Annotated in this window: 17 protein-coding genes and 1 pseudogene; 16 read left to right on the top strand and 2 right to left on the bottom strand. The window is 58.6% G+C overall.

The features are described 5' to 3' along the window. Positions 1 to 186, top strand: a pseudogene (locus tag AOA61_RS31815) (hypothetical protein); the annotation flags it as partial. Between the two features lie 190 nt (positions 187 to 376). Here the strand turns inward: AOA61_RS31815 and AOA61_RS12505 are convergent. Together AOA61_RS12505 and AOA61_RS12500 are read right to left on the bottom strand one after the other, a co-directional pair. Then, positions 377 to 1,597, bottom strand: coding sequence for a CaiB/BaiF CoA-transferase family protein (locus AOA61_RS12505; protein WP_032885010.1), 1,221 nt, complete (start codon positions 1,595 to 1,597; stop codon positions 377 to 379). A 12-nt stretch (positions 1,598 to 1,609) separates the two neighbouring features. Beyond that, positions 1,610 to 2,791: an acyl-CoA dehydrogenase gene (locus AOA61_RS12500; RefSeq protein WP_099601845.1), complete on the bottom strand. Its 1,182-nt coding sequence runs from the start codon at positions 2,789 to 2,791 to the stop codon at positions 1,610 to 1,612. 156 nt (positions 2,792 to 2,947) lie between these two features. Between AOA61_RS12500 and AOA61_RS12495 the strand changes: the two genes are divergently transcribed. The 15 genes from AOA61_RS12495 to AOA61_RS12425 all read left to right on the top strand — a co-directional run bounded on the left by AOA61_RS12495 (position 2,948) and on the right by AOA61_RS12425 (position 19,675). Further along, positions 2,948 to 3,847 carry a LysR family transcriptional regulator gene (locus AOA61_RS12495; RefSeq protein WP_164444904.1) on the top strand — a complete coding sequence of 300 codons (900 nt, stop codon included), beginning with the start codon at positions 2,948 to 2,950 and terminating at the stop codon, positions 3,845 to 3,847. Between the two features lie 452 nt (positions 3,848 to 4,299). Continuing rightward, entirely contained in the window at positions 4,300 to 5,421 is a 1,122-nt protein-coding gene (locus tag AOA61_RS12490) for a Re/Si-specific NAD(P)(+) transhydrogenase subunit alpha (protein WP_032885012.1), read from the top strand. A gap of 15 nt (positions 5,422 to 5,436) precedes the next feature. Beyond that, positions 5,437 to 5,760: an NAD(P) transhydrogenase subunit alpha gene (locus AOA61_RS12485; protein ID WP_005783507.1), complete on the top strand. Its 324-nt coding sequence runs from the start codon at positions 5,437 to 5,439 to the stop codon at positions 5,758 to 5,760. Next, complete coding sequence (locus AOA61_RS12480; RefSeq protein ID WP_095185312.1) at positions 5,760 to 7,196, top strand: NAD(P)(+) transhydrogenase (Re/Si-specific) subunit beta; 1,437 nt, start codon at positions 5,760 to 5,762, stop codon at positions 7,194 to 7,196. Before AOA61_RS12485 ends, AOA61_RS12480 begins: the two co-directional genes overlap by 1 nt. Positions 7,197 to 7,375: 179 nt before the next feature. Beyond that, positions 7,376 to 8,869, top strand: a complete 1,494-nt coding sequence (locus AOA61_RS12475) for an acetyl-CoA hydrolase/transferase family protein (protein ID WP_099601843.1) — start codon at positions 7,376 to 7,378, stop codon at positions 8,867 to 8,869. A gap of 318 nt (positions 8,870 to 9,187) precedes the next feature. Further along, positions 9,188 to 9,403 carry a DUF1127 domain-containing protein gene (locus AOA61_RS12470; protein WP_032885015.1) on the top strand — a complete coding sequence of 72 codons (216 nt, stop codon included), beginning with the start codon at positions 9,188 to 9,190 and terminating at the stop codon, positions 9,401 to 9,403. Positions 9,404 to 9,686: 283 nt separating this feature from the next. Beyond that, complete coding sequence (locus AOA61_RS12465) at positions 9,687 to 10,007, top strand: DUF2388 domain-containing protein (RefSeq protein WP_032885017.1); 321 nt, start codon at positions 9,687 to 9,689, stop codon at positions 10,005 to 10,007. A 105-nt stretch (positions 10,008 to 10,112) separates the two neighbouring features. Beyond that, positions 10,113 to 10,421, top strand: coding sequence for a DUF2388 domain-containing protein (locus AOA61_RS12460; protein WP_032885019.1), 309 nt, complete (start codon positions 10,113 to 10,115; stop codon positions 10,419 to 10,421). A 39-nt stretch (positions 10,422 to 10,460) separates the two neighbouring features. After that, positions 10,461 to 10,781 (top strand): DUF2388 domain-containing protein, encoded by a 321-nt coding sequence (locus AOA61_RS12455; protein ID WP_027608008.1) that lies wholly within the window; start codon positions 10,461 to 10,463, stop codon positions 10,779 to 10,781. Next, complete coding sequence (locus AOA61_RS12450) at positions 10,778 to 12,739, top strand: DUF4105 domain-containing protein (protein ID WP_095185310.1); 1,962 nt, start codon at positions 10,778 to 10,780, stop codon at positions 12,737 to 12,739. The genes AOA61_RS12455 and AOA61_RS12450 overlap by 4 nt, the downstream gene beginning before the upstream one ends. Positions 12,740 to 13,118: 379 nt before the next feature. After that, a complete protein-coding gene (locus tag AOA61_RS12445) occupies positions 13,119 to 14,426 on the top strand; it encodes a CitMHS family transporter (protein WP_032885023.1) in 1,308 nt (435 codons plus the stop codon). 64 nt (positions 14,427 to 14,490) lie between these two features. Next, entirely contained in the window at positions 14,491 to 15,258 is a 768-nt protein-coding gene (locus AOA61_RS12440) for a TerC family protein (protein WP_032885024.1), read from the top strand. A gap of 214 nt (positions 15,259 to 15,472) precedes the next feature. After that, the gene (locus tag AOA61_RS12435; RefSeq protein WP_095185309.1) at positions 15,473 to 17,131 is read left to right on the top strand and encodes a Na/Pi cotransporter family protein; all 1,659 of its coding nucleotides are present in this window, start codon (positions 15,473 to 15,475) and stop codon (positions 17,129 to 17,131) included. A gap of 57 nt (positions 17,132 to 17,188) precedes the next feature. Continuing rightward, complete coding sequence (locus AOA61_RS12430) at positions 17,189 to 18,571, top strand: pitrilysin family protein (RefSeq protein ID WP_099601842.1); 1,383 nt, start codon at positions 17,189 to 17,191, stop codon at positions 18,569 to 18,571. 72 nt (positions 18,572 to 18,643) lie between these two features. Then, on the top strand, positions 18,644 to 19,675 hold the full coding sequence (locus tag AOA61_RS12425) for a DUF5924 family protein (RefSeq protein WP_032885028.1): 1,032 nt from the start codon (positions 18,644 to 18,646) through the stop codon (positions 19,673 to 19,675). Positions 19,676 to 19,727 lie beyond the last annotated feature (52 nt).

The following is a 19,727-nucleotide window of genomic DNA, read 5'->3' as shown; positions in this document are numbered from 1 at the left end:
GAGGCGCGCATTCTACAGCAGCCTCATTTGCTGTCAAGTGATTATTTTCAGAAGCTTTCGAAGATTTCTTCAACAACTTCAACCACTTGCGCTTCTGATCTCTCATCAGCGGGAGGCGAATTCTACAGCGTTACACGCTGCTGTCAACACCTCTTTTTCAACTTCCTTTCGGCTTCGATGAACTGAAGCAACTTACCGCCGAAAACTGCGCAACTCATTGTTTACCAAGAAGTTTTCCGTTTCGACTGCGCCGGAAGTGGGGCGAATTATAGGCTCCCAAAATCTCACGTCAACCTTTTAATTTGCTATATCTATCAATTGGTTAGGATTGATTAAAAAATGGTCAACCGAGCGCCTTATATATAGAACAGAACATCTAGATGACACCTGCCCCCCTTAAAGCAGCCACATTCGCAGCCCCCAACCCGAGCACACGCTGTAGTACCTGAGCTGTATGCTCACCCAACAGCGGAGGCGCACTGCGGTACTCCACAGGCGTCTTGGACAACCGAATGGGGCTGGCAACCTGAGGCACCATCCCCGCCAGCGCATGTGGTAGCTGCATAGCCAACCCACGCGCCTTGACCTGCGGATCAGCAAACACCTGCGCCAAATCATTGATCGGCCCACAAGGCACACCCACCCGCTCCAGCCGCGACACCCACTCAGCCGTCGTTTTGAAGACAGTAGCCTGGCGAATCAACGGAATCAGCTCTGCACGGTTAGCCACTCGTACCTTATTAGTAGAGAAGCGCGGATCATCCGCCCACTGCGGCTGACCAGCCACTTCGGCGAACTTGCGAAACTGGCTGTCATTTCCCACCGTCAGAATGAAATCACCATCGGCTGTAGGGAAGTCCTGATAAGGCACGATATTCGGATGAGCGTTACCCAGACGCTTTGGGGACACCCCTGTCGTTAGGTAATTCATCGCCTGATTAGCCAGACACGCCACCTGCACATCAAGCAATGCCATATCGATATGCTGACCGCCACCGTCGTGATCGCGATGCGCCAGCGCAGCAAGAATCGCCACCGTCGAGTAGAGCCCAGTAAGGATGTCAGTTAACGCCACCCCAACCTTCACCGGCCCCGCACCCTCATCACCCTCCGGTCGACCGGTCAGACTCATCAGCCCGCCCAGCCCCTGGATCATGAAGTCGTAGCCCGCACGGCCGGCATACGGTCCGGTCTGGCCAAACCCAGTGATGGAGCAATAGATCAACTCCGGATTAACGGCCTTGAGTGACTCATAGTCCAGCCCATATGCCGCCAGGCCACCGACCTTGAAGTTCTCGATCAGGATGTCGGACTTGGCCGCCAGGTCCCGCACCAATTGCTGACCCTCCGGTTGCGTAAAATCGATAGTCACCGACTCTTTATTACGATTAGCGGATAGGTAGTACGCCGCCTCACTGGTGTTCTCGCCATAAGCATCCTTAAGGAAGGGCGGGCCCCAGGCACGCGTATCGTCACCGTTACCGGGACGCTCGACCTTGATCACCTCAGCCCCAAGATCCGCAAGAATCTGTCCGGACCAAGGGCCCGCCAACACTCGCGACAAATCCAGTACCCGCAGATGCGAAAGCGCGCCCATACCGCTCTCCTATTAATAGAACGCCTGAAGACCGGTTTGCGCGCGCCCCAGAATCAAGGCGTGAACGTCATGTGTGCCCTCATAGGTGTTAACCACTTCAAGATTCACCAAATGACGCGCCACCCCGAACTCGTCGGAAATCCCATTGCCACCCAACATGTCACGCGCCATACGAGCGATATCCAAAGACTTGCCGCACGAGTTGCGCTTCATGATCGACGTAATCTCAACCGCAGCCGTTCCCTCATCCTTCATACGACCCAGCCGCAAGCAACCTTGCAGCGCCAGAGTGATCTCGGTCTGCATATCCGCCAGTTTCTTCTGGATCAGTTGGGTAGCCGCCAATGGACGACCGAACTGCTGACGATCAAGCGTGTACTGGCGAGCGGTGTGCCAGCAGAACTCGGCAGCGCCCAACGCCCCCCAGGAGATGCCATAGCGCGCCGAGTTAAGGCAGGTGAAAGGACCTTTCAAGCCACGCACATCCGGGAAAATGTTCTCTTCCGGCACAAACACGTTGTCCATCACGATCTCACCAGTAATAGAGGCGCGAAGGCCGACCTTGCCGTGAATCGCTGGCGCACTCAGGCCCTTCCAGCCTTTCTCCAAGACAAAACCACGGATATCACCGGCGTCATCCTTACCCCACACCACAAACACGTCTGCAATCGGGCTATTGGTGATCCACATCTTGGCACCCGTAAGGCTGTAGCCGCCGTCCACTTTGCGCGCACGCGTAATCATCGCGCCTGGATCAGAGCCGTGGTTAGGCTCGGTCAAACCAAAACAGCCAATCCATTCGCCGGAGGCCAGCTTGGGCAAGTACTTCTGCTTTTGCGCTTCGGTGCCGAACTCATTGATAGGCACCATTACCAATGACGACTGCACACTCATCATGGAACGGTAACCGGAGTCGACGCGCTCAACTTCACGCGCAATCAACCCGTAACTGACATAGTTCAAGCCACTGCCACCGTACTGCTCAGGAATCATCGCCCCCAGCAAGCCGGTTTCACCCATTTCACGGAAAATCGCCGGATCTGTTTTTTCATTGCGGAAGGCTTCGAGAACACGGGGCGCCAGCTTGTCCTGGGCAAATTGCTCAGCACTGTCACGCACCATGCGCTCTTCTTCGGTGAGCTGTTGATCCAGCAGTAGCGGATCGATCCAGTTAAAGCTTGCCTTGCCAGCCATGAATAAGTCCTCGCAAAGAAATCAGATGTCGTGGGGGGAGCCTAGGCCGAGCGAGCGAGGAGAGCAAACGAGGTTTCCGCATAGCCTTGTGCTAATTTCTCACTCCGTAACACTCAGAAACTGCGCAAGCGCGCTTTATATGTGAGTACAAGGTACATGCGCAGAAAAATACCCAGCACAACCGCCCTCGTCAGTTTTGAAGCGGCCGCACGCCACGAGAGCTTTACCAAGGCTGCGCACGAGCTCTCCATTACCCAGGGTGCCATTTGTCGGCAGATAGCCAGCCTTGAGGAGTTTTTGAGTGTCGAGCTATTTCGGCGATCACGGCGTGGGGTAAAGCTGACGGAAGCAGGTCTGTCCTACAGCCGCAGAGTGGCAACTCAGCTGGATGCCGTGGAACGCGACACCCTATCAGTCATGGGCCAGCAGGGCGCCAACACTATCGAGTTGGCCGTAGTACCCACCTTTGGTACCCAATGGCTGATCCCTCGCCTCAAGGACTTTCAAGGGCAGCACCCAGAGGTGACTGTAAATCTGACCAACCGCACACGCCCCTTTCTGTTCGCCGATACCGACTTCGACGCGGCGATCTACTTCGGCGACGCTGATTGGTCCGGCACCGAGTCCCACCGGCTGCTGGGAGAAAATCCCGTCCCCGTGTGCAGCCCGCGCCTTTTGGGTGACCGCAAGCGTTTCACGCCACAGGAGATCGGGGAACTGCCACTGCTTCAGCAGACCACCCGCCCGTATGCCTGGCGCCAATGGTTCAACGCTCAGCAGTTGAACGTCCCGCGCGACATGACAGGCCCGCGTTACGAGCTATTCTCGATGCTGTCCCAAGCAGCCATGCACGACATGGGCATTGCGCTGATCCCACCGTTCCTGATCCAGCGAGAACTGGACGAGCATCAACTGGTGATCGCCAACCCTGACGCGCTAACAAGCACCAAGGCTTATTACCTGATGATTCCCGACAGGAAAGTCGAATCAGCCTCATTGCAGGCGTTTCGGGACTGGCTCATTGACCAATCCCAGCGCTATAGCCCCAGCAATTAAAGGCCAAAGCCCTCATGCTGACTTTGTAGTCAGTTAATTTTTGATCCTACAGATATACGTATATGTCGCATTTTCACAGACTGTATCTATCCATCAAAAATAGGGCTTAACACCATGATTTTAGTGGCTTGCAGCGACTCCAACAGGCCAATGCCCGACTATTCACATCAATCATGGGCAAACACCAAAAAATCACCTAGGGCCCTTTAATTACCTGTATTTAAAGAGGTTATTTCAGCATGTTGCGACAATCAGTCACAGGGTGACTTGTAGTTAATTTTTCGTCACCCGTCATAATCCCTTGAAGGCCGCAAAGTTCGCCTGCAAAATGCCGCGCCCCGCTGTCATTTCAGCGGGATCGTGCTGATCGGCCGCCCCAGTTGCGCCACTCGCGGTGCACTGGCCTTTTTACAAAAAGATCAAAAGCAAAAAGATCATGCAGGAGATTTGACGTGCACATTGGTGTTCCTCTCGAAACCCAGACCGGTGAAACGCGGGTGGCTGCCACCCCGGAAACCATCAAGAAGCTGATCGGCCAGGGCCATAAGGTCACTGTACAAAGCGGGGCTGGCCTGAAAGCCAGCGTCGTCGACAGTGCCTATGAAACGGCAGGCGCAACCATTGGCAGTGCCAACGATGCGTTCGGCGCCGAGCTGATCCTCAAGGTGGTAGCGCCCAGCGACAGCGAACTTACGCTGATCAAAAGCGGCACCGTGTTGGTGGGCATGCTCAATCCGTTCAGCAACGAAACCATTGCCAAGCTGGCGGAGAAGGGCATCACCGCTTTCGCTCTTGAAGCCGCGCCACGCACTTCACGGGCACAGAGCCTCGACGTGTTGTCGTCTCAGGCCAACATCGCGGGCTATAAAGCCGTACTGCTGGCTGCTCATCACTATCCGCGCTTCATGCCGATGCTGATGACCGCCGCCGGCACCGTCAAAGCCGCGCGCGTGCTGATCCTCGGCGCCGGTGTTGCTGGTCTGCAGGCGATTGCCACGGCGAAACGCCTGGGCGCAGTGATCGAAGCGTCTGACGTGCGCCCGGCCGTCAAAGAGCAAATTGAATCCCTCGGCGCCAAGTTCGTCGACGTGCCCTACGAGACTGACGAAGAACGCGAATGCGCCGTCGGCGTCGGTGGTTACGCACGCCCGATGCCAACCAGTTGGATGCAGCGCCAGGCCCTGGCCGTGCACGAGCGCGCCAAGCAAGCCGATATCGTCATCACCACCGCACTGATTCCCGGGCGTAAAGCACCCACACTGCTCAGCGCCGAGACCGTCGCGCAGATGAAGCCTGGCTCGGTGGTCATCGACCTCGCCGCCGCCCAAGGTGGCAACTGCCCGCTCACCGTGGCTGACGAAACCGTCGTGGAAAACGGCGTGATCATCTGTGGCCCGACCAATCTCGCCGGTGCTGTCGCCGCCGACGCGTCAGCCTTGTACGCGCGCAACCTGCTGGACTTCCTGAAGCTGGTCTTCAACAAGGAAGGGCAGTTTGAACTCAACCTCGAAGACGACATCGTCGCCGCGTGCCTGATGTGCCGCGACGGCCAAGTCATCCGCAAAAACGCCTAAGCAGGGATTCAGACGATGGAAGAGCTTATCTCCCCCGGTATCTACAACCTGATCATCTTTGTGCTGGCGATTTATGTCGGTTACCACGTGGTCTGGAACGTTACCCCCGCGCTGCACACGCCATTGATGGCGGTAACCAACGCCATTTCCGCGATTGTGATCGTCGGCGCCATGCTGGCCGCCGCCCTCACAGTGACGCCATTGGGCAAGACCATGGGCACGCTGGCGGTCGCTTTGGCGGCAGTCAATGTGTTCGGCGGCTTCCTGGTGACTCGTAGGATGCTTGAGATGTTCAAGAAGAAAGCGCCCAAAGCTGTGAAAGAAGAGGTGCAGAAGTAATGAGTATGAATCTGGTAACGACGCTCTACCTGATCGCGTCGATCTGCTTTATCCAGGCCCTTAAGGGCCTGTCGCACCCGACCACATCGCGACGCGGCAACCTGTTCGGCATGCTTGGCATGGCGCTGGCGGTGCTCACCACTGTGGGCCTCATCTATAAGCTGGGCGCTGAGCTCGCCACCGCCGGTATCGGCTACGTAATCGTCGGCCTGTTGGTCGGTGGTACCGCCGGCTCGATCATGGCCAAGCGCGTAGAGATGACCAAGATGCCGGAGCTGGTTGCCTTCATGCACAGCATGATCGGCCTGGCTGCGGTGTTTATCGCTATCGCAGCAGTGGTTGAGCCGCAATCGTTGGGCATCGTTAAGCACCTGGGCGATTCAATCCCTGCCGGTAACCGCCTGGAACTGTTCCTCGGCGCTGCTATCGGTGCAATCACCTTCTCGGGTTCGGTGATCGCCTTCGGCAAACTGTCGGGCAAGTACAAGTTCCGCCTGTTTCAGGGCGCACCGGTACAGTTCGGCGGTCAGCACAAACTGAACCTGGTGCTGGGCCTGCTGACCCTCGGCCTAGGCCTGGCCTTTATGTTCACCGGCAACCTCACCGCCTTCGCGCTGATGCTGGCCCTGGCCTTCGTGCTGGGCGTGCTGATCATCATCCCAATCGGCGGCGCCGACATGCCGGTCGTCGTGTCGATGCTCAACAGCTACTCCGGCTGGGCAGCGGCGGGTATCGGTTTCTCGCTGAACAACTCGATGCTGATCATCGCCGGCTCCCTGGTGGGCTCCAGCGGCGCGATCCTGTCGTACATCATGTGCAAGGCGATGAACCGTTCCTTCTTTAATGTACTGCTCGGCGGTTTCGGCAATGCGCCGGATGCCGGTGCTGCGGCAGGCTCGAAAGAAGCGCGCCCGGTGAAGTCCGGCTCGGCCGACGACGCAACCTTCCTGCTGACCAACGCCGACACCGTGATCATCGTTCCAGGCTACGGCTTAGCGGTGGCACGTGCGCAACACGCGCTGAAGGAACTGACCGAGAAGCTGACTCACCGCGGCGTGACCGTGAAGTACGCAATCCACCCGGTAGCGGGGCGCATGCCTGGGCATATGAACGTCCTGCTGGCCGAGGCGGAAGTGCCTTACGATCAAGTGTTCGAAATGGAAGACATCAACTCGGAATTCGGCCAGGCCGACGTAGTCCTCGTGCTGGGCGCAAACGACGTGGTCAACCCGGCCGCGAAGAACGATCCGAACTCGCCAATTGCAGGGATGCCGATTCTGGAAGCCTTCAAGGCCAAAACCATCATCGTCAACAAGCGCTCGATGGCCAGCGGTTATGCCGGTTTGGATAACGAGTTGTTCTACTTGGACAAGACCATGATGGTCTTCGGTGACGCGAAGAAGGTCATCGAAGACATGGTCAAAGCCGTCGAGTAACACTGCTTCAGCGCAATACTCAAAACCCCGGCCTGCGATAGGCTGGGGTTTTTTATTACCGCATGAAACCCGACCAAAGGCTCTAAAACACTACTCGGCATTCGACCATGGTAGCGGGCCGAAACTTTTTGAAATCACTACACTGCCCACCTTGCTTCCGTAGCCTGAGATAACAATTCATGTACCGTGATCGTATCCGCTTGCCTTCGTTGTTGAACAAGGTCATGAGCGCGGCAGACGCCGCCGCACTGATCGAGGACGGCATGACCGTCGGCATGAGTGGCTTCACCCGAGCCGGTGAAGCCAAGGCCGTCCCCCACGCCCTGGCCGAACGCGCCAAGACGTCCCCGCTGAAAATCACCCTAATGACCGGTGCCAGCCTGGGTAATGACCTGGACAAGCAACTGACCGAAGCTGGCGTGCTGTCACGACGCATGCCGTTTCAAGTCGATAGCACGCTGCGCAAGGCAATCAATGCCGGCGAAGTAATGTTTATCGACCAGCATCTGTCGGAAACCGTCGAGCAACTGCGCAACAACCAGCTCAAGCTGCCAGACATTGCTGTGATCGAAGCCGTGGCGATCACCGAACAAGGGCATATCGTGCCCACCACCTCCGTGGGTAACTCGGCCAGCTTCGCGATTTTCGCCAAGCAGGTGATCATCGAGATCAACCTGGCACACAACCCGAATCTTGAAGGGTTGCACGACATCTATATCCCAACCTACCGCCCGACTCGCACGCCGATCCCGCTGGTAAAGGTCGATGACCGCATCGGCAGCACCGCGATTCCCATCCCGCCGGAAAAGATTGTCGCCATTGTCATCACCAACCAGGCGGACTCAGCTTCTACTGTTACACCTCCTGACAGTGACACCCAAGGGATCGCCAATCACTTGATTCACTTCCTCAAACAGGAAGTGGATGCCGGTCGCATGACCAACAAGCTCGGCCCCCTGCAGGCGGGTATCGGAAACATCGCCAACGCGGTGATGTGCGGATTGATCGATTCGCCGTTCGAAGACCTGACGATGTATTCCGAAGTGCTGCAGGACTCGACTTTCGACCTGATCGACGCCGGCAAGCTGAGCTTCGCGTCGGGCAGCTCGATCACGCTGTCGGAACGGCGCAACGCCGATGTGTTCGGCAATCTGGAGCACTACAAGGACAAGCTGGTGCTGCGCCCGCAGGAAATCTCCAACCACCCCGAAGTGGTCCGTCGCCTGGGGATTATCGGCATCAACACGGCGCTGGAGTTCGACATCTACGGCAACGTCAACTCCACCCACGTCTGCGGCACGCGGATGATGAACGGCATTGGTGGCTCAGGCGATTTCGCGCGTAACGCGCACTTGGCGATCTTCGTAACCAAGTCAATTGCCAAGGGTGGCGCGATTTCCAGCGTGGTGCCGATGGTCAGTCATGTGGACCATACCGAGCATGATGTCGACATCCTTGTCACCGAAGTCGGCCTCGCTGACCTGCGCGGCCTGGCGCCACGGGAGCGCGCACGGGTGATCATCGACAACTGTGTGCACCCGGCGTACCGCGACGCGCTGAACAATTACTTCAATGCGGCCTGCGCCATCGGCGGACACACCCCACACATCCTGCGCGAAGCACTGAGTTGGCACATTAACCTGGAAGAAACCGGGCATATGCTCAAGGCTTGATTGATACAGATCCGGGCTGATGCAAACACACCTTCATCAGCTCGGCTTCCTGATCGTCACTTCTTAATAAAACTGTACTGCTGTACTGGTCTTTTCCGACAGAAAAATCTTACATATATCCCCATAACTACCAATTTCGCACCATTAAAGTGCAGACAAGTACAGTTGCCCCATTTTCGTACCGTACAGCACCTATAAACAGTTAACTGGCCCCTCACAATACAGGTGAACTGTATCTAGAGAGTCTTGCGCCGGAGGAGGATCATTGGCATCAGTTAAACCACTACCTAATGCCGCCATAAGCGGAAGGATGTCATCATGGAACGTACACTCAGTTCCGAACTGTTCTTCGAAGAAAAAGCTGTAAACACCCAGGCTTCCATGCCTTTGCGCGTTCTGGCCAACCTGATGTTGTGGCAGCGCCGCATCTCCAGCCGCCACCAACTGGCTCGTCTGGATTCGCGTCTGCTGGCTGACGCCGGTATCAGCGAAGCTCAACGCTACGAAGAGCTGAGCAAGCCGTTCTGGCGCTAATTAGCGCTCGCTGGCCCTGACCCACCGGGTCCACTGCCAGCACTGATTTGTCAAAACAAAGCCCGCCCCGGGAGACCGGAGGCGGGCTTTGTTGTTTTAGGCGCGTGCGTTTCCAGTCATGCATTTAGAGGAACAGGTACAGTTTCATCAATCAATAATGTAATAGGTACAGTTTTCAGAACTGCACAAAACCTATCCGAACTGATAAGCCTCGGCCTAATATCCAATCAACATTCGGCGAGTCTCTGCGCCACCTTTATTGCTCATCTATAGGAGTCACCCCATGTCCCGTCTTCGCCTGCTCAGCGCCGCCGCCCTGTTGGTCCTGGCTGCAAACGCCAATGCCTCCAGCTTTATAGTGACCACCGACTCCATCGTCGGCGCATTGAAGGCCACTTCAGACGCCACCTCCGATGCAACTTCGTCCCTTCGCGATAACAAAGTCGTGCGTGCCGCCCGAGACGACGCTGCCAGCTTTGTCGCCAGCGAAGGAGCCATTCGTGGTGTGAAGCTGGAAAGCGCCTTGGCCCAGATCCGCCAACAAGCACCACAACTGAATACCGCGACTGACGCACAGCTGGCTCAAGCCATCCTGGCTATCTGATCGCACCTGAAATGAGCGAGCGCCAGTTGCTCTTGAATGCCTCGGCGCTGGCTCTCGCCGGGGCATTGCGCTAGCCTTGGCGCTCGTTTTCAGTTGTCGAGTCCCATGGCTTTTTCATACCGCCTGTTAATTGTCCCTGTCGTGTTTTTCGCTGGCTGGTCGCCACTGGCTTCGGCCTTTGACCTGACCATCCAGAGCACCGTTGCGAGCGCGTATGCCACCAGCAAGGTGACCTCCGCACCGTTCGACCGCAAAGTAGTAGTGGCCGCTCAGGATGACGCCGCCGCGTTCATCGCCACTGACGGCCAATGGCGTGGAGCGCGGCTGGAATCGGCACTGGATTACCTGCGCCGGAACCAACCAAAACTTCATGCAAGCGACCTTGAACTGGCGCAGGCAATTCTCGTCCAATAATCATCTTTGTGTTTCCATCTTTGTATTCGGAGTTCTTCCATGCGTAGCCCGTTGATCGCCGCCACCCTTGGCCTGCTGTTGTTGGCCGACGTTGCCCAGGCGCATACCCTGGTGGCCACCAGTAACATCATTGTCCGCGCCTCCGGCCGCACCATTGATTTCACCTCGGACACCACCACCTCCATCCGCGACTCCAAAGTCGTGCGCGAAGCTCACGATGACGCCGCCAGTTTCGTCGCCACCAATGGCGAAATCCGAGGCGCACAGTTGGAAGCCGCCTTCGATACCCTGCGCACCCGCCTGCCGGAAGCCCGCGACGCCAGCGACCAGACCCTCGCCGAAGCCATCCTCGCTCTGTGAGGCGCCTCGCTGCCTGGCTCCTGGCCGGGACTGTGCTGCTGTGTGCCAGCGCAGCCCAGGCCAGCCTGCAACTGCGGCTCAAGACAGAAGGCTTGAGCCCGGCCGAACAGCAGGCCAGCCAGGCATTGCTCGATGAAGCGATGCGCTCACTGCCGCCGCGCTTTATCGAGCAGTTGGACCGACGCATTGATGTCGGCTGGACCGACAAGATGCCCGAAAATGCCTATGGTCAGGCCTCGTTGGTGTCCGAACTGGACCTCAACCGCAATCTGCTCGCTCCCCTGACCGATGGCAGCGCCGCCACCCAGAAAACCAATCGCCCCCACGGCACCGTGCGCCGGGAAATGCTCGCCACCGTGCTGCATGAATTGACCCATATCTATGACCGTGCGCGCCTGTGGTCCAAGGACGAGCGCGCGCTGATCCAGCGCTGCAGCCGCCAGAACAGCATCACCGGCCTGATCGGCCTGCCCGATCAATGCCGTGGCCAGAATGAACGCCGTTTCACCCTCAGCGATGACCCGCGGCTGCTGGACCTCGCCGGCTGGCCGCAGTATGTCGGCCGGCGCGGTGAGCGCGAGCAGCACAACCGCCAAATCGTGCGCAGCCCAGACATCTACGAAACCAGCAGCCCGCTGGAGTTCGTCGCGGTCAACATGGAGTACTTCCTCCTCGATCCAAGCTACGCCTGCCGACGCCCCGCACTGTTCCGCTATTACCAGCAACACTTCGGCTGGGCACCGCCTGAACAGGATGCCTGCGCCAAAGCCTACCCGTTCCTCAATGCGGGCAACGACTTTGCAAAGACGCCCTTGGGCCACGTGGACCCGGAGCGGGTCTATGAAATCGACTATCTGCTGGCCGAAGCCAACCAGAACCTGGTCAGCCGCTGGGGCCACAGCATGTTGCGCCTGGTGATCTGCGCACCGGGCCGTCCCCGCGGACCAGATTGCCGGCTGGACCTGGACCAGCATCTGGTCTTGTCCTACCGCGCGTTCGTCGGTGACGTACAACTGTCGAGTTGGGATGGCCTGGTAGGCAAGTACCCGTCACGCCTGTTTGTGCTTCCGCTGGCCCAGGTGATCGACGAATACACAAAGACCGAGCTGCGCGGCCTGGCTTCCGTGCCGTTGAGACTGTCACGACAAGAGATCAACGACACCGTCGAACACGCTGCAGAGATGCACTGGAGCTACGACGGCAACTACTTCTTTCTGTCCAATAACTGCGCGGTCGAAAGCCTGAAGCTGTTACGCAGCGGCAGCGCCAACCCGCAACTCACCGGCCTGGACAACATCACCCCCAACGGCCTGCTTGAAGTGCTACAAGCCCGCGGCCTGGCCGATACCAGCGTGCTGAATGACAAACGTGAAGCCCTGCGACTGGGCTATCACTTTGACTCGTTCCGCGAGCGTTATCAGGCGATGTTCGATGTGCTGCGCAAACACCTGCCGATCAAACAGACCCAGGTTGAAGATTGGCTATCGCTCAGCGCAGCGCAACGGCGCCCATGGTTCGACCAGGCCGATCTGCGCACCAGCGCCGCGTTGTTGCTGCTGGAACAGGCAAGCTTTCGCAAGCAGCTGATGCTGGCGCAGGATGAGGTCAAACAGCGCTATCTCGGTGCCCGCGAGCTGAAAAACGGCGGCATGGAAAAAGCCAACGCCACGCTGCAGCAGATCCTCGCCAACAGTGGGTTCCTCAGCAGGCCAGCAGAATTGCTCGGCAGCGGCGGCTACGGCCTGCCACAACCGTCGGAAGCCAAACGCCTGGAATCGGAAAGCGCCGAACGCCAGAAACAGCTGCAATCGCTGACCGGCGAGCTGGATAAAGAGGTGAGGGCGCTGCTGGACCCTGCTCGCGCCGCAGAAATCGCCGCATGCGAAGCCAACCTCAAGCAGGTGGGCGAACACCTGCGCAAACTGCACAAAGCAGCGGGCGGCCTTGAGCTGCCCTGAAGCAGCCGAAATAAACACATATCAAATGTGGGAGGGGGCTTGCTCCCGATGGTGGTGGGTCAGCTTGCACATGCAGTGACTGACACTCTGCTATCGGGAGCAAGCCCCCTCCCACATTTTCACCTGTGCACCCTTGAAGACCGTGCGTCTTTTCCACATCACCTGTTTAGCCAGCGAAAGCTGGCTGAAAGCTTTCACGTCTAGGATCGCCCCCACTGCCGGCAAAAGACCGGCTGTTTACAACAACAATGGTGATTCCCGATGTCCGTCCGTACCCGCCTGTTCGCCCCAACTCCCCCCGTACGCCTCGTGCCTTTCGTTCTGCGCTGACCCATCCCGGTTCGCCATTCCCTAGCCGCGCTACGCCTGGAGTATTCCTATGCTGACTTTCCTTGGCTTTGCCATGGTCATCACGTTCATGTTCCTGATCATGACCAAGCGCCTGTCTGCGCTGATCGCCCTGATCATCGTGCCAATCCTGTTCGCGCTGTTCGGCGGTTTCGCACCGAAGATCGGCCCGATGATGCTCGAAGGCATCACCAAGCTCGCGCCAACCGGCGTGATGCTGATGTTCGCCATCCTCTACTTCGCCTTGATGATCGACTCCGGCCTGTTCGACCCGGCCGTGCGCAAGATCCTCAAGATGGTCAAAGGCGACCCGCTGAAGGTTTCAGTCGGCACCGCCGTACTGGCCCTGGTGGTGTCCCTGGACGGTGACGGCGCCACCACCTACATGATCTGCGTGGCCGCCATGCTGCCGCTGTACAAGCGCATCGGCATGAGCCCGCGGATCATGGCCGGCTTGATCATTCTCGCCGGTGGCGTGATGAACATGACCCCTTGGGGTGGCCCGACCGCCCGCGCCGCCAGTGCGCTGCATGTGGACCCTTCGGATATTTTCGTACCGATGATTCCGGCCATGGCCGCCGGCGTCGTCGCTATCCTCGCGATCGCCTATATGTACGGTAAGCGCGAACGTGCTCGCCTGGGCGAACTGCACCTGCAGGGCGACGAGATCGACCATAGCGAAATCAGCGTGTCGCAATTTCCAGACGCCCGCCGTCCGAAGCTGATCTGGTTCAACGGCGCACTGACCCTGGCCCTGATGTGCACACTGATCGCCGGCCTGTTGCCGCTGCCGGTGCTGTTCATGGTTGCGTTCAGTATCGCGATGATCGTGAACTACCCGTGCCTGCAACAGCAGAAAGACCGCGTCGCCGCCCATGCTGGCAGCGTACTGGCGGTGGTAGGGCTGATCTTCGCCGCGGGGATTTTTACCGGCATCCTGTCGGGCACCGGCATGGTCGATGCCATGTCCAAGAGCCTGCTGGCGGTCATCCCTGACGCCTTGGGCCCGTACCTGGCCGTTATCACCGCACTGGTGAGCATGCCGTTCACCTTCTTCATGTCCAACGATGCGTTCTACTACGGCGTACTGCCAGTACTGGCCGAAGCCGCCAGCCACTACGGCATCACCGCAGTGGAAATGGCCCGCGCCTCCATCGTTGGCCAACCGGTGCACTTGCTCAGCCCGCTGGTACCGTCGACCTACTTGCTGGTCGCCCTGGCCGGTATCGAATTTGGCGATCATCAGCGCTTCACCCTGAAGTGGGCAGTGCTGGTGTGCCTGTGCATAATGTTCGCCGCATTGCTGATGGGGATTTTTCCGCTGTTCAGCACTCTATAATCGTACAACCCAGCTGCGCCGGCCCTACGCCGGTGCGGCCTAACACACGCTCAAAGGAATACACATGGAATGGCTGACCAATCCGGAAATCTGGATTGCCTTCTTCACCCTGACGGCCCTAGAGATCGTCCTGGGCATCGATAACATCATCATGATTTCGATCCTGGTCAGCCGCATGCCTAAGCATATGCAGGCTCGTACCCGGATATTCGGCCTGGCGCTGGCCATGGTCACGCGCATCCTGTTGCTGCTGTCGATCACGTGGGTCATGCAACTGACTGCCGACCTGTTTGTGGTGTTTGGCCAAGGCATTTCCGGTCGCGATCTGATTCTGTTCTTCGGTGGCCTGTTCCTGCTGTGGAAAAGCTCCCAAGAGATGTACCACGCACTGGAAGGTGAAGACGAAACCCAGGACGAGCCGAAAGGCGCCGGTGGCAAGTTCATCTACACCATCATCCAGATCGCGATCATCGACATCGTGTTCTCCCTGGACTCGGTGATCACCGCCGTCGGCATGGTCTCCCACGTACCGGTCATGGTTGCCGCGATTGTGGTTGCCGTATTGGTGATGATGCTGGCTGCCGGCACCATCAGCGATTTCATCGACAAGCACCCGTCGCTGAAAATGCTGGCGCTGTCGTTCCTGCTGGTGGTGGGTACAGTGCTGATCGCCGAATCCTTCGACGTGCACGTGCCTAAAGGCTATGTCTACTTCGCCATGGCATTCTCGCTGGCGGTAGAAGCGGTGAACATCAAGATGCGCACCGCCATCGCGAAAAAGAAGAAACAGCAGGATCCTGTGAAACTGCGTAAGGACATCCCGGGTCAATAACCCAAGCCAGTCGTAAAAAACGGGGCGCTTGCGTCCCGTTTTTTTTCATCCGCAAAAAGCTGACTTCATGACAGTTTTGTTTCAATCCCCACTTTAGCTATGCGATGCTGGCGCCGAGCCCATTCGCCAACTACAGCTTAAGTACAAGACGTAGAGCGGCACGCGGCAACTTTCCTTCGCTCCTGTTGGAGCACACCTACACGGGGGGCCGAGCATGCTGACCTTGCTCAATCTGCTTTCCGCCGTGACCCTACTTATCTGGGGCACGCACATCGTCCGTACCGGGATCCTGCGGGTCTACGGTTCTAACTTGCGTCAAGTCATCGGGCATAACATGTCCAAGCGCTGGCTTGCGTTTGTCGCCGGCATCCTGGTGACAGCCATGGTGCAGAGCAGCAACGCCACGGCCATGCTGGTGACCTCATTTGTGGGCCAGGGCCTGATGGGCTTGATGCCCGCACTGGCGACTATGCTCGGCGCCGACGTCGGTACCGCACTGATGGCGCGGGTGCTGACCTTTGACTTGTCCTGGCTGTCGCCGCTGTTGATCTTTCTCGGCGTTATTTTCTTTCTGTCGCGCAAACAGACGCGGGCAGGGCAGTTGGGGCGAGTAGGAATAGGCCTCGGTCTGATCATCCTCGCGCTGCAATTGATCGTGGAAGCCGCCGGCCCGATTACCCACGCCCAGGGCGTGAAAGTGCTGTTCGCCTCGCTGACCGGCGACATTTTGCTCGACGCACTGGTCGGCGCCTTGTTTGCGATGATTTCCTACTCCAGCCTGGCCGCCGTATTGCTGACCGCCACCCTCGCCGGCGCCGGCGTGATCGGCTTGCACGTGGCCATCGGCCTGGTGATCGGCGCCAACATCGGCAGCGGCGTGCTGGCCTTCCTCAGCACCAGCATGCAGAACGCCGCCGGGCGCCAAGTGGCACTGGGCAGTCTGTTGTACAAACTGATTGGCCTGCTGCTGATCATCCCGGTGCTCGACCCGCTGGTACTGTGGATGGACGGCCTGGACTACAACACCCAAGGCATGGTCATCACCTTCCACCTGCTCTACAACGTCAGTCGCTGCCTGATCCTGCTGCCGACCATCGGCCCAATGGCGCGCCTCTGCGCGTGGTTGCTGCCCGAGCGAGAAGAGGCCAACGGCAAGGCCAAACCCCGTCATCTTGACCCCACGGCCCTCACCACGCCCAGCTTGGCACTGGCCAATGCAGCCCGCGAAACCCTGCGCCTGGGCGACCTGATCGACAACATGCTCACCGCCATGCAAGAAGTACTGCGAGGCAAGCAAACTGCGATCACCCAGGAGATGCGCAGCCTCAGTGATGACGTCGAAGCGCTCTACAGCGCAATCAAGCTCTACCTGGCGCAAATGCCCCGCGAAGACCTGAGCGAACAGGACAGTCGCCGCTGGGCCGAGATCATCGAACTGTCGATCAACCTGAAGCTCGCCGGCGACCTGATCGAACGCATGCTGCGTAAAGTCCAGCAGCAGAAAACCTCTCAGCGCCGCCAGTTTTCCGAAGTAGGCCTGGAAGAACTCACCGGCCTGCACAGCCAGTTGATAGCCAATCTGCGACTCGGCCTTTCGGTATTCCTCAGCGCCGACCCGGAAAGCGCACGCCAATTGCTACGCGAAAAGCGCCGCTTTCGCGCCCAGGAGCGCCGCTTGGCCCACGCCCATGTGAGCCGTCTGCAACGCAAAATCGTACAGAGCCTGGAGACCAGTTCCCTGCACCTGGAGCTGATTGCCGACATGAAACGCCTCAATTCGTTGTTTTGTAGCAGTGCGTATGTAGTGTTGGAAACGTCCGACACAGGCGCGCTCTCGGCCGAAGATATTGCCGACATCACGCATTCGCCCTGAACGTACGATGGCCCGTGAAGTCAGTTAGAGCTGACCTCACTCGCCAGGAAGCCAGTTATGCGTCGCCTGTTATTCGCCTGCCTGCTTATGGGTTCTGCCCACGCTTTTGCCTTTGACCGCCTGCAAGTCGAGGGCTACACCTTACCCAACGGCCTGCAATTGCTACTCAAGCCGGGCACCGAACGTGGGCACGTGGCGATCCGTTTGGTGGTCGGTGTGGGCCTGGATGACTTCGGCTGTGAGGAAAAGGAGTTGCCGCACTTGCTCGAACACTTGCTGTTCAGTGGCATCGACGGCGGCGGCGAAGGCGACCTCGAAGAGCGCATGCAGGCCCTGGGCGGCGAGTGGAACGCCTACACCAGCAATGCCGACACCACCTTCGTAATTGAGGCTCCCGCGAAAAACCAGCGCAAGGTGCTCGACCTGTTACTGGCAATCATCACCCGCACTGAATTGACCGACGCCAATATCAATGCGGCCAAACAAGTAGTAGAGCGCGAAGACGGCGGCCATTACTCGCACCTGCAACGCCTGCTGGACCGTCAGGACCTGGGCCACACCGCCAGCAATCAACTGGCCGTCGAGTTGGGCCTCAAATGCGCCGAACGCGCCGAGGTCGAGCAACTGACCCGCGACCAGTTGCAGACACTGCGCAAGAATTGGTACGCCCCCAACAACATGACCCTGATCGTCGTCGGCGAACTCGACAAACTGCTGCCGGCCTACCTGGAACGCACCTACGGCGAACTCGACCCGGTAGACCCCACCGAGCACAGGCCCCTGCCGGAAATCCAGCACACCGCCAACAGCCACCGCGAACTGATCCACGGCTGGGTAGGCAACAGCGCCAAACTGCACTGGCTGTTCCCAGAACCGGTACTGGACGACCAGCACGACGAAACCTACGACCTGCTTAAGGACTACCTCGACTGGGCGCTGTACCGTCAACTGCGCCTCAAGCACGGTTTGTCCTACGGCCCCTGGAGCGAACGCGAAGTGCTCGGCGGCGTCGGTTTCCTCAGCCTGAATGCCGACCTTGAGCGAGAAAACCTCCCTGAGGCCGAACAGGTACTGCACGACCTCACCGCGCAGTTGCTCAAAGACGGCCTCGACCCGGCCACCTTCGCCCGCCTGCAACAGGCCGCCATCGCTCGGCAAGCCTGGGCCGTGCAGGGCAATAGCGCGTTGGCCGACTACTATTGGGCGGCGTTGGCCGACTACGACAAAGGCCGCTTCAGCGATCCGGTCAAACGCATCAAGGCCGTCAACTTGGATCAGGCGAACCAAGCCATGCGCCAGGTACTCAAGCAGCCTGGCTACTGGCGCATCGAAAAACCGCTGTTAAGTTACGACATGCTCAATTGGATCGGCGCCAGCGTGCTTGGCCTGATCGCCATTGTGTTGATCGGCGTGCGGCTTTATCGCAAACGGATCACGTAATCGGGCACCGAACGCCGGGCTAAGACGTTATTCTGTCTGGGATTTTTTCCTACAAAGACTGCGAACCGCCGAATGCAAAACGTAACCCGTTTAATCACCCGCATCCTCGAACTGATGAAGCGCTACCCAGGGGTGATTGCACTCGGCGGCTTCATCTCGGGTGTGTGCAGTTTCATTCTGGTGGACCGTCAGCAGGGCATGGCCAGTTGGATCGCGGTCATCATGCTGGTGAGCTGGTTGTGGCTGATGCTGGAGAACAGCTTTACCCAGCTGTTCACCAAGGTGTTCAAGCGGGAAATTCCCGAACCCCTGCTGCGCTACGCCACCCAGATGATCCACCAGGAAAGTCTGTTCTTCGTGCTGCCGTTCTTTTTCATCACCACTGCGTGGAACAGTGGCCAATCGATATTCACCGGCCTGCTCGGCGCAGCGGCACTGGTGTCGATCATCGACCCGCTGTACTACAAATGGCTGGCGCCCAAGCGCTCGCTGTTCCTGGCGCTGCACACCCTGACGCTGTTCGCCGCGCTGCTCACCGCGCTGCCGATCATCCTGCACCTGACCACCGCCGAGAGTTACAAGCTCGCCCTCGGCGTAGCCATGGCGTTGTCGATCCCGAGCCTGGCAGTGAGCATGCCGCTGCGCAGCCTCAAGGGCTGGGCGATGCTGCTGGGGGTGACCGCCGCGATTGGTTGCGCAGGCTGGTTCCTACGCAGCTGGGTACCGCCGGCCACGCTGTGGATGACCGAAGTGGCCATCAGCACCCAGCTGCAAGACCGCACGCCAGGCGATGACCTCAAGGAAGTGACCGTCGCTCAACTGCGCAGCAGCGGGCTGTATGCCTATACCGCAATCAACGCGCCACGCGGGCTGAATGAGCGGATCTACCACGTGTGGAAATTCAACGGCAAAGAGGTCGACCGCATTGCCCTGGACATCCACGGCGGGCGCAAGGAAGGCTATCGCGCCTGGACCCACAAACAGAACTTCCCGCCCGATTCGGCGGGCCGTTGGCAAGTTCAAGTGCTGACCGAAGACGGGCAGGTGATCGGCGTGCTGCGCTTCAAAGTGACTGACGCAGCACAAACGGACAACCCGAAGTAGGCTGTATCGTGCTATTACGTAGGAATTGTGGATAGCCAATACAAGCTCGGAG

The sequence above is a fragment of the Pseudomonas sp. 2995-1 genome (assembly GCF_002742505.1).
Classification (GTDB): domain Bacteria; phylum Pseudomonadota; class Gammaproteobacteria; order Pseudomonadales; family Pseudomonadaceae; genus Aquipseudomonas; species Aquipseudomonas sivasensis.
This window is presented reverse-complemented; position numbering and strand designations above follow the sequence as displayed.

Bases quoted from the DNA above. Each gene is read 5' to 3' on its own strand.
- AOA61_RS12460 (WP_032885019.1), top strand. From the start codon at position 10,113: ATGGCTTTTTCATACCGCCTGTTAATTGTCCCTGTCGTGTTTTTCGCT.
- AOA61_RS12500 (WP_099601845.1), bottom strand. From the start codon at position 2,791: ATGGCTGGCAAGGCAAGCTTTAACTGGATCGATCCGCTACTGCTGGAT.
- AOA61_RS12475 (WP_099601843.1), top strand. From the start codon at position 7,376: ATGTACCGTGATCGTATCCGCTTGCCTTCGTTGTTGAACAAGGTCATG.
- AOA61_RS12480 (WP_095185312.1), top strand. From the start codon at position 5,760: ATGAGTATGAATCTGGTAACGACGCTCTACCTGATCGCGTCGATCTGC.
- AOA61_RS12455 (WP_027608008.1), top strand. From the start codon at position 10,461: ATGCGTAGCCCGTTGATCGCCGCCACCCTTGGCCTGCTGTTGTTGGCC.
- AOA61_RS12505 (WP_032885010.1), bottom strand. From the start codon at position 1,597: ATGGGCGCGCTTTCGCATCTGCGGGTACTGGATTTGTCGCGAGTGTTG.
- AOA61_RS12485 (WP_005783507.1), top strand. From the start codon at position 5,437: ATGGAAGAGCTTATCTCCCCCGGTATCTACAACCTGATCATCTTTGTG.
- AOA61_RS12435 (WP_095185309.1), top strand. From the start codon at position 15,473: ATGCTGACCTTGCTCAATCTGCTTTCCGCCGTGACCCTACTTATCTGG.
- AOA61_RS12440 (WP_032885024.1), top strand. From the start codon at position 14,491: ATGGAATGGCTGACCAATCCGGAAATCTGGATTGCCTTCTTCACCCTG.
- AOA61_RS12445 (WP_032885023.1), top strand. From the start codon at position 13,119: ATGCTGACTTTCCTTGGCTTTGCCATGGTCATCACGTTCATGTTCCTG.
- AOA61_RS12430 (WP_099601842.1), top strand. From the start codon at position 17,189: ATGCGTCGCCTGTTATTCGCCTGCCTGCTTATGGGTTCTGCCCACGCT.
- AOA61_RS12470 (WP_032885015.1), top strand. From the start codon at position 9,188: ATGGAACGTACACTCAGTTCCGAACTGTTCTTCGAAGAAAAAGCTGTA.
- AOA61_RS12465 (WP_032885017.1), top strand. From the start codon at position 9,687: ATGTCCCGTCTTCGCCTGCTCAGCGCCGCCGCCCTGTTGGTCCTGGCT.
- AOA61_RS12425 (WP_032885028.1), top strand. From the start codon at position 18,644: ATGCAAAACGTAACCCGTTTAATCACCCGCATCCTCGAACTGATGAAG.
- AOA61_RS12495 (WP_164444904.1), top strand. From the start codon at position 2,948: ATGCGCAGAAAAATACCCAGCACAACCGCCCTCGTCAGTTTTGAAGCG.